Source organism: Pseudomonas salomonii, from assembly GCF_900107155.1.
GTDB classification, from domain to species: Bacteria; Pseudomonadota; Gammaproteobacteria; order Pseudomonadales; family Pseudomonadaceae; genus Aquipseudomonas; species Aquipseudomonas salomonii.
Genome location: NZ_FNOX01000018.1, coordinates 29,574 through 44,090 on the forward strand (window position 1 = coordinate 29,574; position 14,517 = coordinate 44,090).

At 61.1% G+C, this 14,517-nt stretch carries 13 protein-coding genes; 5 read left to right on the forward strand and 8 right to left on the reverse strand.

Annotated features, from left to right (window positions below):
• Nucleotides 1-24 precede the first annotated feature (24 nt).
• The 5 genes from BLV67_RS29800 to BLV67_RS29820 form a co-directional block, all read right to left on the reverse strand.
• Complete coding sequence (locus tag BLV67_RS29800; RefSeq protein WP_065930873.1) at nucleotides 25-606, reverse strand: alpha/beta hydrolase; 582 nt, start codon at nucleotides 604-606, stop codon at nucleotides 25-27.
• A gap of 255 nt (nucleotides 607-861) precedes the next feature.
• Nucleotides 862-1,263, reverse strand: a complete 402-nt coding sequence (locus tag BLV67_RS29805; protein WP_017136714.1) for an ExbD/TolR family protein — start codon at nucleotides 1,261-1,263, stop codon at nucleotides 862-864.
• Between the two features lies 1 nt (nucleotide 1,264).
• Nucleotides 1,265-1,984, reverse strand: coding sequence for a MotA/TolQ/ExbB proton channel family protein (locus BLV67_RS29810; RefSeq protein ID WP_069786396.1), 720 nt, complete (start codon nucleotides 1,982-1,984; stop codon nucleotides 1,265-1,267).
• 54 nt (nucleotides 1,985-2,038) lie between these two features.
• Nucleotides 2,039-2,854: an energy transducer TonB gene (locus tag BLV67_RS29815; protein ID WP_069786397.1), complete on the reverse strand. Its 816-nt coding sequence runs from the start codon at nucleotides 2,852-2,854 to the stop codon at nucleotides 2,039-2,041.
• A 239-nt stretch (nucleotides 2,855-3,093) separates the two neighbouring features.
• Entirely contained in the window at nucleotides 3,094-3,945 is an 852-nt protein-coding gene (locus tag BLV67_RS29820; RefSeq protein ID WP_069786398.1) for a LysR family transcriptional regulator, read from the reverse strand.
• 109 nt (nucleotides 3,946-4,054) lie between these two features.
• Between BLV67_RS29820 and BLV67_RS29825 the strand changes: the two genes are divergently transcribed.
• Nucleotides 4,055-5,254 (forward strand): CynX/NimT family MFS transporter, encoded by a 1,200-nt coding sequence (locus tag BLV67_RS29825; RefSeq protein ID WP_068932031.1) that lies wholly within the window; start codon nucleotides 4,055-4,057, stop codon nucleotides 5,252-5,254.
• Here the strand turns inward: BLV67_RS29825 and BLV67_RS29830 are convergent.
• Entirely contained in the window at nucleotides 5,225-7,540 is a 2,316-nt protein-coding gene (locus BLV67_RS29830) for a TonB-dependent receptor (protein ID WP_069786399.1), read from the reverse strand. The two genes, BLV67_RS29825 and BLV67_RS29830, sit on opposite strands and share 30 nt — an antisense overlap.
• Nucleotides 7,541-7,695: 155 nt before the next feature.
• Here BLV67_RS29830 and BLV67_RS29835 point away from each other — a divergent pair, with 155 nt between their 5' ends.
• The 3 genes from BLV67_RS29835 to BLV67_RS29845 all read left to right on the forward strand — a co-directional run bounded on the left by BLV67_RS29835 (nucleotide 7,696) and on the right by BLV67_RS29845 (nucleotide 11,278).
• The gene (locus BLV67_RS29835) at nucleotides 7,696-8,640 is read left to right on the forward strand and encodes a LysR family transcriptional regulator (protein WP_069786400.1); all 945 of its coding nucleotides are present in this window, start codon (nucleotides 7,696-7,698) and stop codon (nucleotides 8,638-8,640) included.
• A gap of 397 nt (nucleotides 8,641-9,037) precedes the next feature.
• Nucleotides 9,038-9,517 carry an HIT family protein gene (locus BLV67_RS29840; protein WP_069786401.1) on the forward strand — a complete coding sequence of 160 codons (480 nt, stop codon included), beginning with the start codon at nucleotides 9,038-9,040 and terminating at the stop codon, nucleotides 9,515-9,517.
• 153 nt (nucleotides 9,518-9,670) lie between these two features.
• Nucleotides 9,671-11,278: an alkaline phosphatase family protein gene (locus BLV67_RS29845; protein WP_069786402.1), complete on the forward strand. Its 1,608-nt coding sequence runs from the start codon at nucleotides 9,671-9,673 to the stop codon at nucleotides 11,276-11,278.
• 125 nt (nucleotides 11,279-11,403) lie between these two features.
• On the opposite strand, the gene BLV67_RS29850 is transcribed toward BLV67_RS29845, so the two are convergent.
• Complete coding sequence (locus BLV67_RS29850) at nucleotides 11,404-12,309, reverse strand: TauD/TfdA dioxygenase family protein (protein WP_069786403.1); 906 nt, start codon at nucleotides 12,307-12,309, stop codon at nucleotides 11,404-11,406.
• Between the two features lie 181 nt (nucleotides 12,310-12,490).
• Here BLV67_RS29850 and BLV67_RS29855 point away from each other — a divergent pair, with 181 nt between their 5' ends.
• The gene (locus BLV67_RS29855) at nucleotides 12,491-13,411 is read left to right on the forward strand and encodes a LysR family transcriptional regulator (protein ID WP_065930883.1); all 921 of its coding nucleotides are present in this window, start codon (nucleotides 12,491-12,493) and stop codon (nucleotides 13,409-13,411) included.
• A gap of 100 nt (nucleotides 13,412-13,511) precedes the next feature.
• Here BLV67_RS29855 and BLV67_RS29860 read toward each other — a convergent pair whose 3' ends face one another.
• The gene (locus BLV67_RS29860; protein ID WP_069786404.1) at nucleotides 13,512-14,513 is read right to left on the reverse strand and encodes an ABC transporter substrate-binding protein; all 1,002 of its coding nucleotides are present in this window, start codon (nucleotides 14,511-14,513) and stop codon (nucleotides 13,512-13,514) included.
• Nucleotides 14,514-14,517 lie beyond the last annotated feature (4 nt).

The following is a 14,517-nucleotide window of genomic DNA, read 5'->3' on the forward strand; positions in this document are numbered from 1 at the left end:
TCAGGGACGGGGCGTTGAAAAAATTTATGCACGGCGCCGGGCGTGATGCTCAAGGCGGTTTTGCAAGCGATAGAGGTAGGCGAAACCCTGTTCCCAGCGTTGGTGACCGGACTTCACGTTGATATGCCCGGCACCGGACAAAATGCCGGCCTCGGCGCCCCAGTTGCGGGCCAGCTCCAAGGCGCGGGTGGCGCTGACGGCGCTGTCATTGTCGGAGCTGACCACTTGGCTGGGAAACGGCAGCAGGTGCGTGGGAATCGGTGCAAAGTTACGCAGGGCGGGGGCACAGGCTGGGCGTTCGACATCGGCCGGCGCCACCAGCAAGGCGCCGCGCACCTGCCGCAGAAAATTCACCGGCGCCGTCGCGGCCCAGTGGGCCACGGTGATGCAACCCAGGCTATGGGCAATGAGAATCACCGGCGTGCTGTCGGCGGCGATGGCCTCGGCCAGTGCGGCTACCCAATCTTCGCGACGGGGAGTAAGCCAATCGGCCTGCTCCACGCGCGCACTGTTGGGCAGGCTGTTCTGCCAATGACTTTGCCAATGATCTTCTGGCGATCCTTGCCAGCCCGGCACGATCAGATAACGAATCGACTCGCTGTGCATGGGTGTGCCCTCCTGCAGCGTTTAACGTTGCTGGTCAGTATAGGGACGAGGGTTATATTCGTTAAGGAATAAGAAGCTATTTATTAATAACCAAAATATCAATCGCACGATACTTAAAAATGTGGGAGCTGGCTTGCCTGCTCCCACACTGGACCCTGTTGCACATCGAGACTCGTGTCAGAGCCTAAATTGCAGGCAAAAAAAGGCCGCACCCTGCCAAGGAGACGGCCAAAAAATTGTCGAGGCTTTTGAAACTTAACGTGCAGTAATCACCGACAGCTTGGTAATGCCTGCGCGCTCGATAGACGCCATGGCTCGCGCCACTTCGCCGTAATTCACACCATCATCGGCCTGCAGCTGCACCCGCACTTCCGGGTCTTTGGCCTTGGCCGCCTGCAGGTTGAACTCCAGCAGGTCGGGCTGGATTTCGTCCTTGTTGATAAACAATTTGCCGGCACCGTCGATGCTCACCACCAGCGGGTCTTTCTGTTCCACCGGGGCTACGGCCTGGGTCTTGGGCAGGTTGATCGGGATCGAATTGGTCAATAACGGCGCGGTGACGATAAACACCACCAGCAGCACCAGCATCACGTCCACCAGCGGCGTCACGTTGATCTCGCTCAGCACCTCATCACTGTCTTGCGTGGAGAAGGCCATATCAGGATGCCTCCTTCACTTTTTGCGGGTTGCCGGCCGTGGCTTTGCTCAAGCTCGGGTGCAGCAGCACACGGAAGGCATTCTTCTGCGCCAGGCTGTAGAAATCGTGGGCGAAGTCATCCAGGTCCGCCGCCGTGAGTTTCAGGCGACGCAGGAAGTAGTTGTAGACCAGCACCGCCGGCACGGCGACGGCGATACCCACACCGGTGGCGACCAGGGCCGCACCAATCGGGCCGGCCACGGTTTCCAGGCTGGCCGAGCCGGCAGCGCTGATGCCCTTGAGGGCTTCCATGATGCCCCACACGGTGCCGAACAGGCCGATAAACGGCGAGGTGCTGCCGATACTGGCAACCACGGCCAGGCCGGTTTCCAGAGAGCGGCGCTCACGCACGATCTGCTGGCGCAAGGCGCGTTCAAGGCGGTCCTGGTGATTGATGGCCTGGCTCAAGTCTGCCGCGTGCGGTGCATCACCGACCTGGATCGCGGCATAACCGGCCTGGGCCACACGGGCAGCGGCGCCGGGCTGGGTTTCGGCCAATTCGGCGGCGGCATCGAGGCTCGACGCCGCCCAGAACCGTTTGTGAAACTTGCGATCCTGCGCCTTGAGGCGCCCGAACTGCACGCCCTTCAACAACGCCAGGCCCCAGGTGGCGACCGAAAAAACCACCAGCAGCCAGATCACCGCGCTTTCGATGGATTCAAGTGGAGATGCTAATGCCATGATGTTTCCCCTCTGTGCAGGTGGCGGCGTGTCCAACACACCGCTGCCGAATAGTTAGTGAATCTTGAAATCGATCGGGACGCTGACCCAGCCGTCCTGAGCCACATCGCCCTGCTTGGCCGGCACAAAGCTCCAACGCTTCACGGCGGCCAGTGCGGCGTCGTCGAGTTGCTGGCGACCGCTGCTTTTCTGAATCTGGATCTCACCCGGCTTGCCGCTGGCCAACACATGCACGCGCAACAACACCGTGCCTTCCCAGCCACGGCGTTGGGCCAGTGACGGGTACTCCGGCGCCGGGTTCTTCAGGTACGCAGCGTTGGCCGAAGCCGGTGTCACCGGTGCAGGTGACGGCGACGGTGGCGCTGCGGGCGCCGGAGGCGCGGGTATCGGTGGCGCGGGCGGCTGCTCGACTGCCTTCGGCACGGGCTTGGGTGCTGGTTTCGGTACCGGCTTTGGTTTGGGTTTTGGAACAGGTTTTGGCGGTGCAGGCTTGGCGGCCAACTCATCGACAACCGGCGGCGGTGGCTCGACCACAGGTGGCGGCGGTGGTGGCGGCACAGGCGGTGGCTCGACCACCGGCGGCGCGGGCCGGGAAAATTCGATGGTCATCGGCGGGATTTCCGGCGGCACAATCGGCAGCACCGGCGTGGGCTTCTGGCTCACCCAATAGATCACCGCGCCGTGCAGGGCCAGCACCAGCAACCCGAGCAGAATCCCTTCGCGACGGCTCGAAAAACGCTTAGGGGTTTGCTGCAAACGCAATTGCCCCAACGGCGCGCGGTGCGGCCGGCCAAGGTCGACCAACTCACCACCCGGTGCCTGGCGCCACTGCGCCTCGGGTGCACTGGCGGCGGTCTGGACATTGCCCATTGATTCACTCCCTACGGTTTTCACACAAAAAAACCGACAGGCCTGCCAACGCGGCCGTCGAGGGCTGAATCATCGGGGCTAGACGCTTATCTCTTAAAGTAATCTTTGAAGTTATACATAGACCCAAATTGAATAAACGAACATCCTGAAACGCCAAGGCCACGTCTTTCGAGGTCTGGCAGCAAGGTGCTGTTTTGCAATGCATTTAAGGCATGCAAAATATTCAATAAAGGCATGATTCAGTGCGGGTTATTTGCACATAAATCGAGCAATTGTCGCTGTAATGTCTGCCCGGCCGCGCCCAACCCACTGCGGCCATACAGCGCCAGGTGCACGCCCTGCACCATCGGCAGACCACTGTCATCGCCGAGCACCACATGCCCAGGCTGTACCACCCGCCGTGGCAACAAGCTGATGCCCAGCCCCGCCGCCACCGCCGAACACACGCTGGCCAAACTGGCGCTGGAATAGCCGATACGCCAACGCCAGCCGCCGACTTCCAGGTGGTGGAGCATTTCATTGCGGTACAAACCGCCTACCGGAAACGCCACCAGGGGCAGCGGGTCGCGCCCCAGGGACGGCATGTCGCGGCTGTCGACCCAGCACAAGGGTTCCGGCCACGAGGCCACGCAGTCCTCGCTGTCGCCCATCTGCTTGACCAGCAACACGTCGAACTCGCCGGCACGGTATTGGCGCTGCAACTCGGGGCCCAGGCCGCTGGTCACCTCAAGACGCACCCGCGGATAGGCCACCACGAAGGCCGACAGCAGCGGCATCAGGCGCTCGGCGGCAAAGTCCTCCGGCACACCCAGGCGCAGTACCCCGTCGCTTTGCTGGTTGATCAACACATCGGCGGCTTCTTCATGCAACGCGAGGATGCGCCGCGCGTAGGCCAGCAAACGCTCGCCCTCCGCCGTGGCCACCACGCGGCGCTGGTCACGGTCGAGCAACTGGCACGCCACCGTGTCTTCCAGACGGCGGATCTGCTGGCTGACGGTGGATTGGGTCAAGTGCAGGCGCTCGGCGGCGCGGGTGAAATTGCCGCAATCCACCACGGCGACAAAACTGCGCAATAACACGGGATCAAACATGCTCGTCACCATTGCGTTTGCCACTGATTGGCATGGTTATATTTAATTTCAGAATACTCTGGCGGCTGGGCATACTTCACGCCTCTTTTGCGCAGACGACAGGCCGTGCATGACGCTCAACCATTCATTCGCGGGAAAACTCGCCGGCTGGGGCCTTTTGGTCGTACTGGGCCTGAACCTGCGCCCCATCCTCAGCTCTATCAGCCCCTTGCTCGGCGAGATCCGCCAAGCCACCGGCCTGAGTTTCCAAAGCAGCGCCCTGCTCACCAGCCTGCCGGTGGTGTGCATGGGCCTGGTGGCGCTGGTCGGTGTGCGCGTGGAAGCGCGCCTGGGCGAACGACGCGGCATCGCATTGGGCCTGATGATGATTCTGCTGGCCTGCCTGGCGCGCTGGTTGATGGGCCAGGCGTCGGCGCTGCTGGTTACCGCGTTGCTGGGCGGCGCCGGTGTGGCGTTGATCCAGGCGTTGGTGCCGGCGATGATCAAGCGCGAATTTCATCACCGCGTGCCGGTGGCGATGGGTGTGTACTCGGCCTCGTTGATGGCGGGCGGTGGCCTGGCGGCGTTGCTCAGCCCGCTGGTGGCTACGCATTTTCAGCAATGGCAGGCGGGGCTTGGCGTGTGGCTGTTACCTGCGCTGGGGGCATTGCTGCTGTGGGCCTGGCTGCCGTTGGGCGCGGCGAGAAACCTGCAAATCGCGCCGGCATTCAAGGGGCTGCGCAATCGTCGGGCCTGGCTGCTGGCGTTGTATTTCGGGCTGGTGAATTGCGGCTACATGAGCATGGTGGCGTGGCTGCCGGCCTACTATCAGCAACTGGGCTGGGGCGTGTTGCCCAGCGGTTCGTTGCTGGCGTTCATGACCATTTTCCAGGTGATCGCCGCGCTGCTGATGCCGGTGTTGGCCCAGCGCGGTATCGACCGTCGCCCGCTGCTCGGCATCAGCCTGTTGGCACAGACTGTCGGCTACCTCGGCCTGATCCTCGCACCGCTGGAGTACCCGCACCTGTGGGTAGCCTTGTGCGGTTTTGGTCTGGGCGCGTGTTTCGCCCTGAGCCTGCTGCTGACCCTCGACCACCACCGCGACCCACGCCAAGCCGGGCAACTGGCGGCCTTCGTGCAGGGCGTGGGCTTTTTGATCAACGCGGTTTCACCCTGGCTGACCGGCTGGCTGCGCGAACTCACCGGCAACTTTGTCAGCGCCTGGGTGGTGCTGACGGTCACGGTGCTGGCGATGCTGGCGGTGACGCGGGTGTTCAGCCCGGCCACCTACCGCACTGGCTCAGAAGTCGTAGCGGCCCGTCACGCCTAGGGTGCGCGGCGTGCCCAGCAAGCCTTCGTAGCCGCCGTTGCCTCCGGTCCACAGGGTGGTGTAGTAGGTTTTGTCGAAGGCGTTTTTCAGCCACAACGACACATCCCACTGCCCTTGCTGGTAGTTGCCGCGCAGGCCGGTAGAGAGGTTGACCACCGCGTAGGCCGGAATCTGCCCATAGTCGGAATCCTCCACCGTGCCCACCGCTTTGGAGCGAAATGCGTAGCTGGCGGTCACGTAAGGTTCGAAGCCGTTATCCAGGTTCCACTTGTACTCGCCGTTGGCGTTGGCGATCCACTTGGACGCGCCCACCACTTGGTGGCCGCTCAGGTCGCAGGAGGCCGGCGCACCCGGGCGCAAGCTGACTTCCGGTGGGCACGGCGCATCTTTGTAAGACAGGTAACTCACATCGTTGAACGAGCCATTGATATTCAACGTCAGGCCCCGGATCGGCACCAGCGTGCTTTCCACTTCCACGCCGCGCGAGCGCACGGAACCTGCGTTGGTCAGGTATTGCACGCGGTTTTCCTGGTCGTAGGCGTTGGTCTGGTAGCCGTTGACCTGGGTCCAGAACAGGTTGGCATTGAGTTGCAGGCGGCGGTCCCACAGCGTGCTTTTAAACCCCAACTCGGCGTTGTTGGCGCGCTCGGTGCCCACCAGCAGCGAATCCGCCCCGGCCGTCGGCGCAGAGCCCACCACCAAATTGACCCCGCCGGACTTCTCGCCATGGGACAACGTGGCGTAGCCGAGCAGGTTGTCGTTGAAGTGATAGCTCAGGTTGAGCAGCCCCGACGGCGTGGCGCTGTACTGGTTGAGATCGCCGGAGTCATACGCGCCGGTGCGCCCACGCCGCGCCGTGGCAGCGGCGCCGGTGACCGCAGCGCCACCCAAAGGCGCATTGCGGCTGACCCAGGCGCTTTTTTCTTCGTAGGTGCCGCGCACACCGGCGGTGAAATCCAGGCGCTCCGTGAGGTGCCAGGTGCCCTGGGCAAACAGGGCAAAACTGTCGGTGCGAATATGCCCGTTGCCGACGCTGCTCACATCATTCAAGGCGCCGGTTGGCGTGCCATTCCAGATATCCGCCTTGGGCCCGTAATAGGCGAAGGATTTGTTATCCAGCGAGTTGCCGAAGTAATAGGCGCCCAGCACATAGTCGAAGAAACCGCCGGTGGGCGAGGCCAGGCGGAATTCCTGGGACCACTGCTTATCTTCCACCGACACACCGGCGTTATACGACGCCGGCACGTTGAGGCCGTCGTCATTGCGCGGGGTGAAATTCCACCAGCGATAGGCGCTGACCGAAGTCAGGGTGAAGTCACTCGGCAACGTCCAGTTGGCCTCCAATGAAGTGCCGCCCTGGAACACGGTGACATGCTGGTCGTTGTCCAGATTGACCTTGCGATGGGTGCCGTCCACCAGGCTCGCGCCCGCCGCTGCGGCCCGAGACTGATAGAGGTTGGTGCCATTGATGGTCGGCCCCGTGCTGTACAGCACGCGGGTGCCGGCGCTGGAATCCTCCTCGTTGTAGTCACCGATCCAGCGCAGGTTGAAGGTGTCGCTGGGCTTGTACAGCAACTGCCCACGAAAGCCCTGGCGTGAGCCGCCGTTAAGGTCATGGCCGTCGTATTCGTTCTTGATGTCGCCATCGCTGCGTGTGCGATAGGCGGAAAAACGCCCCGCCAACTCGTCGGTGAGCGGGCCGGAAATCGTGCCCTTGGTCTGGAAATAACCGTCCTCGCCCAACGAGGTTTCAATGCTGCGCTCCGGCGTAAAACTCGGCGCGCGCGTGCTGATATTGATCACACCTGCCGTGGTGTTCTTGCCGAACAAGGTGCCTTGCGGGCCGCGCAAGACTTCGAGCTGCTCGATGTCCATCAAGTCGAACACCGCCATGCCCGGCCGCCCAAGGTACACGTTGTCGATATACAGCCCCACGCTGCCTTCCAGGCCGTCGCTGGCCGGGTTGTTGCCCAACCCGCGAATCGACACGCTGGACTGACGCGCATGCATGTAAGCGACGTTGACGCTGGGCACCAGTTGCTGCAAATCCTGAATGCGGTAGACCCGCTGGCTCTCCAGCGCCTGGCCGCCGATGACACTCATGGGCGTCGGCACTGCCTGGGCGCTTTCGGTACGCCGCCGTGCGGTCACAGTGACGGTCTCAAGCTGGCCGCTGGCGTTTTCGCCCTTGCCGGCAGGCGCAGGTGTTTCGGCGGCCTGGGTCGGCGACCAACTGGTGCTGCCGGCCACCAACATGGCCAGGGGCAAGGACTTCAACAGACTCATAAGCGGCTCCGAAACCCGGAAATATCAACTATCAGATATTCCAAAAGGTTATTTATTTATGTTTTATCGAACATTTACTGCATAAGAGATAGCCTTTATAAGGAGTCGACCTAATGCATAGCCAATGCATTTCCCGGATATTTTTGATGTGAAAAATGCATATCGACTTACGCCAACTTCGCCACTTCATTGCCCTTGCCGAACAACGCAGTTTTGTCGCGGCGGCGCTGGCCGTGAACCTGTCGCAGTCGGCGTTCAGTCGCAGCATCCAGGCGCTGGAACACAGTGCCGGTTGCCAACTGGTAGACCGTGGCCGCAAAGACCTGGCGCCGACCAAGCAAGGCCAGGTGCTGCTCGAACATGCACGGCGCCTGGTCAGCGGCGCGCAGGCGCTGGCCAACGAGATCAGCCAGTTCAATGGCCTGGAAGCCGGTGAACTGCGCTTCGGCTGCGGCCCGGCGCCCGCTGCCGGGTTGATCCCGCGTGCCATCGGCAGTTTTATCGGGCGCTACCCCAAGGCCCGCGTGCAGTTCCAGGTGGATGACTGGCAAAGTTTGAGCAAACGCCTGCTCAGCGAAGAGTTCGAGTTTTTCGTCGCCGACACCCGCCACTTCGAAGCCAACCCGGACTACCACACCCACCGCCTGCGCGCGCGGCGCTGGTACTTCTGCTGCCGCGCCGGGCACCCGCTGGCCGAGCGCGAAAGCGTCAGCGCCGCCGAGCTGATGAGCTACCCACTGGCGGTGACGATTCGCCCGCCGAACCTGCGCAAAGTCATCGTCGACCTCAGCGGCCGGCCGGATTACCTGCCCAATGTGGAGTGTGAAAACGGCTACAGCCTGATGGGTGTGGTGTTGCGCTCGGACGCGATCGGCATCGTCAGCGCCAACAGCGATGTGCTGCACATGGCGCGGGGTGAGTTGGTGTGTTTGAAGATTGATGGGCTGGCTGAGGACTTGGAAGAGCGCTATACCCGCTACGGGATTGTCAGTCGGGCGGGGTATCGGTTGTCGCCGTTGGCGGAGGCGATGATTGAGCAGATCAAGCAGATCGATGAAAGAGACGAGGATGCTTACGCGTTGGAAAATATTGCGGTTTGAACGGAACAATCGAGCTCGATTTCCCCCCAAGCAAAAGCCTCAAAAAATATAGAATCCATGCCAGCAACAAAAAATTAATAAAGAATAAATAAACACCTCACAACTCATTCATATCCTTTTTAATCACTAAATACCGAGTAATTCCTCAAGCTGAAAGACGGTATTCGACGCTCAGCCCGAATAGCACCACACACTGGCTGAGACTCCCTCAGTCAATCATGCCGAGCTTCGGCCCGTTAAATTTCAATATTGCTGCGCTTATGGCCTCCGGAATAATAACGTCCATCGCGTCCAATCTCTTCGGCGAACAACGATCGCTTTATATTGAGTGGGATGCCGCCCAGTGGCCTTTGGGATATAGCACCCACTATTTTGATGACAATCAGGCAGGTGTTTAATGGACTGTATTTTCTGCAGCATTGCCCGCGGGGCTGCTCCCACTCATCTCCTATGGGAAGATCAGACCCACATGGCGTTTCTCTCCATATTTCCCAATACACCGGGGTTCAGTGTCGTTATACCCAAAGCCCATCACGGCAGCTATGCGTTTGCCGAGTCCGACAGAGTGCTTTGCGACTTGGTCATCGCGGCCAAAAAAACTGCGAATCTTTTGGACCAAGCGCTGGAAGGTGTGGCGAGAACGGGAATGATTCTGGAGGGTTATGGCGTCGATCACCTGCACGCTAAATTATTCCCAATGCACGGGACCGGGGAAGACAGCGCCTTCAAAAAAATCAGCTCGAACGTGAACAAATATTTTGAGCGTTATGAAGGCTATATCTCCTCCCATGACGCAGCCCGGGCAGACGATAAAGGGCTGGCAGAACTGGCTGTTCATATCAGATCTTTCGCCAGGCAAGGCAGCTCCCATACTTGAAATGCATTCCCCCTGTGGGAGCGGGCTTGCTCGCGAAGGCGCCAGAAGCAACACCCATGCATTCCCTGCATAAAACCCAGTCCTCAAATGCACTTGCCAGCCCACCACCCGAACAGCGAAAACCTTCACCTGTCCTCAGTCCGGTGAAGCCCCATGTCCCAACCCAACCCCGTGCGCAATGTGCTCTACATCATGTGCGATCAACTGCGCCGCGATTACCTGTCGTGCTACGGCCACGCGCATTTGCACACGCCAAATATCGACCGCCTCGCCGCTGCCGGCGTGCGCTTCAGCCGCGCCTACACCCAGGGCACCATTTGCGGGCCGTCGCGGATGTCGGCGTACACCGGGCGCTATGTCAGCAGCCATCAGGTGGCCTGGAACGCGGTGCCGCTGCCCTTGGAAGAGCTGACCATCGGCGACTACCTGCGCCCCCATGGCATCCGCACCGCACTGGTGGGCAAGACCCACGCCACGCCGAACCTGGAGGCGTTGCAGCGCCTGAATATCGACCCTGAAAGCCCGCAGGCCGAGCCCTTCAATGAGGTGGGTTTCGACGCGTATTTGCGCCACGACGGCATCTACCCCGACAGCCCGCTGTTCGCAGAAAAACGCGAGTCCGCGCCCTACACCCAGTACCTGCGCGAGCACGGCTACGACGGCACCAACCCTTGGCATGAATGGGCCAACGCCGCCGCCGGTGAAAACGGTGAGGTACTCAGCGGCTGGCATATGCGCAACGCCGGGCTGCCGGCGCGGGTAGCCGAGCAGCATTCGGAGACCGTCTACACCACCGACCGCGCCATCGACTTTATCGCTGAACAAGGCGAGCAGCCGTGGTGTTTGCACCTGTCATACATCAAGCCGCACTGGCCCTACATTGCCCCGGCGCCGTATCACGCGCTTTATGGCGCCGCGCATATCCAGGCCCCGATTCAGCCTGCGCACACCAGTGATCATCCGGTTTACCAGGCTTTCCGTCAGCATCAGGAAAGCGTAAATTTTTCCCGTGATGAAGTGCGGCTCACGGTGATCCCGACCTACATGGGCCTGATCAAACAGGTCGATGATCAACTCGGGCGGCTGTTCGACGTTCTGCAAAGCAACGGCCGCTGGGACGACACGCTGATCGTGTTCACCAGCGACCATGGCGACTTCCTCGGTGACCACTTCCTGGGCGAAAAAGAGTTTCTGCTGGAGCCTGCGGTGGGCATTCCGCTGATCGTGCGCGACCCGCGGGCCAGTGCCGATATCAGCCGTGGCACGGTGGATGAGCGCCTGGTGGAAACCATCGACGCCCTGCCAACGTTCCTCGATGCCCTGGGCTTGCCTGCCGCAGACCATCGCCTGGAAGGCCGCTCGCTGATCCCGCTGCTGCACGGCGAACCGATCAGCTGGCGCAATTACGCCATCGCTGAATACGACTATGCCTTCCAGGCCCCGGCGCGCGAGCGTTTGGCGCAGCCCATCGACCGTTGCCGCATGACCATGGTGCGCAGTGAACGTTGGAAATACCTGGCCTATGACGGTTTTCGTCCACAGCTGTTTGACCTGCTGAATGACCCGCAGGAGTTACACGACCTGGGCGCCGACCCGGCCTACGCGGCGGTGCGCGAGACGCACTTGGGGTATTTGTTCGAATGGCTGCGTGGGTTGAAGCGGCGTACCACCATCAGCCATGCGGAGGTTGATTCGCGTGGCCAGTGGTTCCGGTACGGTGAGCCGGAAGCGGAAAAGGTGGTGAAAATCGGCGTCTGGTAAACATACAAAAAACTAATGTGGGAGCCGACTTGCTCGCGAATACGGTCTGTCAGTTGCAAATATACTGACTGATCCACCGCATTCGCGAGCAAGTCGGCTCCCACATTTTTGATCTGCGACTTAGCTCATAATCCCTTTGTGGTCTGGCTGCGCTGCCCTTGCACACTCACCGGCACATCGCCCTTGAGCGTCACCCGACGCACGATGCGCTCCTGGGTGCCGTAATCGTCCACCGCGTAATGCTGAGTCGCGCGGTTGTCCCAGATCGCCACGTCGCCGGTGTTCCAGCGCCAGCGCACGGTGTTTTCCAGGCGGGTGACGTGGCCTTGCAGCAGGTTGAACAGCTGCGCAGATTCGGTCTGGGAGTAGCCTTTGAGGCGTTTGACGAAGTGGCCCAGCAGCAAGGTTTTTTCGCCGCTGACCGGGTGTACACGCACCACTGGGTGCTCGGTTTCATACACGGTGGAAGTAAAGATTTTGCGGTATTCCTCAAGCTTTTCCAGCGACACATCCGGCTTGCGCCCGGCGTAGTCGTACTCGTTGCTGTGCACGGCCCACAGGTTATCGGCGAGTGCGCGCAGGTCGGCGCTGAGGTCGTTGTAGGCGGCGGCCGTGTTGGCCCACACCGTGTCGCCACCAGACTTTGGTGCCAGCACCGACCGCAGGATCGAGGCTTTCGGGTAGGCATCAACAAAGGTCACGTCGGTGTGCCAGGAATTGGCGCGCTGGCCACGGGCACCGTCCAGCTCCAATAGGAAGCGCGTACCGTCGCGCACCGGCACCGTCGGGTGTGCGATCGGCTCGCCGAGCAGGTGCGCGAAGGCTTCCTGGCTCTGATCATCGAGGTGGTTTTGTTCGCGGAAGAAGATCACTTTGTACTGCACCAGCGCTTGCTGGAGGGCCTCGACGGTGGCGGCATCCAGGTCACCGGAGAGTTTGATGCCACGGATCTCGGCGCCGATGCGGCCGGCCACCGGGTGGATGTCGAGCGTCTGGGCGACGGGTTGAACAGCTAATGCGGCGTTGCTCATTGTGATGCCCCTCATGTGCCTGCTGATGGTGGGATGCTTTCCTGCAACGCTCTATTCATATGCAATTTAGATCTAGCAAATGAATCAATGCTTCGTTGACGGAATAAGAGCTTGCATTTAAAACCTCAGCTCCCACGGTCGCAAATGCCTTCGACCTATTTTTCAAATGCCGGGAAAGCATATGGATCTTCGCCAACTTCGGTACTTCATCGCCCTCAACGAACACCGCAGTTTCGTGCGTGCAGCCGACGCCATGGGCATCACCCAACCGGCGTTCAGCCGCAGCATCCAGGGGCTGGAACAGGAGTTCGGCTGCGTGCTGGTCGACCGTGGCCACAAGGACTTGCGCCCCACGCCAGAGGGCCAGGTAGTGCTGCAACATGCCTTGACCCTGGTGCACGGCGCCGCGCTGCTGAGCAGTGAAGTCACGCGCATGACCAAGCTCGACGCCGGCGACCTGCGCTTCGGTTGCGGCCCGGCGCCAGCGGTAAAACTGGTGCCGGACGCAGTGGCGCGTTTTATCGGCGCGCACCCGAAAATCCGCACCCGTTTCCAGGTGGATAACTGGGAGAAACTCAGCCGCGCCTTGAGCCGCGAAGAGATCGAATTTTTTATCGCCGACATCCGCCAGTTCGAGGCCGACCCGAACTTCCAGACCCGCGCATTGACGCCCAAGCGCGGCGTGTTTTTCTGCCGCCCAGGGCACCCGTTGCTGGCCAAGGACAGCCTGTCGACCAACGACATGTTCGACTACCCGCTGGCCTCGCCGCTGATCTCCCAGGGCATTCGCAAACTGCTGGCGAACCTGAGTGGGCGCATGGATTTTTCACCCAGCATTCAGACTGAACACTTCCCGGCGCTGGTAAAAATCGTGCTGCAATCGAATGCCATCGGTGTGGGCACCGAGGAAGCCTTTGCCGAGGACATCGCACAGGGTTCGCTGGTGCTGCTGCACTGGCGCAACCTGCCGCAGAACATGGAGACCATGAGCGCGCGCTGCGGGATTGTCAGCCGCACGGGGTCGAGGTTGTCGCCGGCGGCGAAGGCGATGATTGAGACGCTGGTGGAGGTAGATAGGCAGGAGGTGAGTGTGGCGGTTTGATGGGCCTCTTCGCGAGCAAGCCCGCTCCCACAGATTGGAATGCATTCCAAATGTGGGAGCGGGCTTGCTCGCGAAGACGGCAGCCCAGACACCACCTCTGTCAGAGGCCCGCAGCGGCCAGGTTCGGCGCCACCCAGTCACTCACCTGAAACGACTTGCGAATCAGCCGTTCCTTGGACGCCAAGTCCACCGCGCCCTGCAACTTGCCCAGGAACACCGGATCCAGGGTCGCCGGGAAAATCTCGCTGAGCTGCTGGTCTTTCAAGTCGTTGGTCAGGATTACCGGCGGATAACTGGCACGCCCCGACACCAGCTCGATATAGGCCTGCTTGTTGCTGTCGGTGGTCAACCACTGCACCGCTTGCTGCTGGGCCTTGAGCAACTTGGCCACCGCATCAGGGTGTTCGTCGACAAATTGTTTGCTGCCTACCAGCACCGCCTGGACGCTGCCGGCACCGCCGAGGTCCTTGGTGGTGAGCGGTATTTCCGCCAGCCCTTTAGCCTGCAACGCCGTCAGGTTCGAACCGCCCCAGGTCGCATCAATCTGCTTGGCGGCCAATGCCGCGCCCGCCGCGTTGAAATCCAGGTTGATGACTTTCAGGTCCTTTTCATTCAAGCCCTGGCTGGCCAATGCGCTGTCGAACGACAACTGGCTGGCCGTGCCACGGAACACCGCCACACGCTTGCCCTTGAGGTCTTGCAAGCTTTTGATCCCCGAGCCCGGCACCACGCCCAGGTACTGTTTGATGTCACGCGCGCTGGCGCTGAGCAAACGTGTGTCCAGCCCATTGGAGCGACCGATGATCGCCGCCAGATCGCCCAGGTAGGCCAGGTCTACCTGGCCATTGGCGAAGGCTTCATTGATCACGGGACCGGCGCCCTTGAAGTAATTCCACTGAATCTTGATGCCTTGATCGGCAAAGGCTTTTTCGAAGATCTGCTGCTCGCGCAACACATCCGTTATACCGCCGCCGCTGTGCTGGCTGCCGGCACTCAGGTCAGGCACGGCGATGCGGATTTCCTTGAGGTCGGCAGCGTGCACCAACCCGGCCAGGGCGGTGCCCGCGAACAGGCTGATCAGACGTTTGAAGGGCAGTTTCATAAGC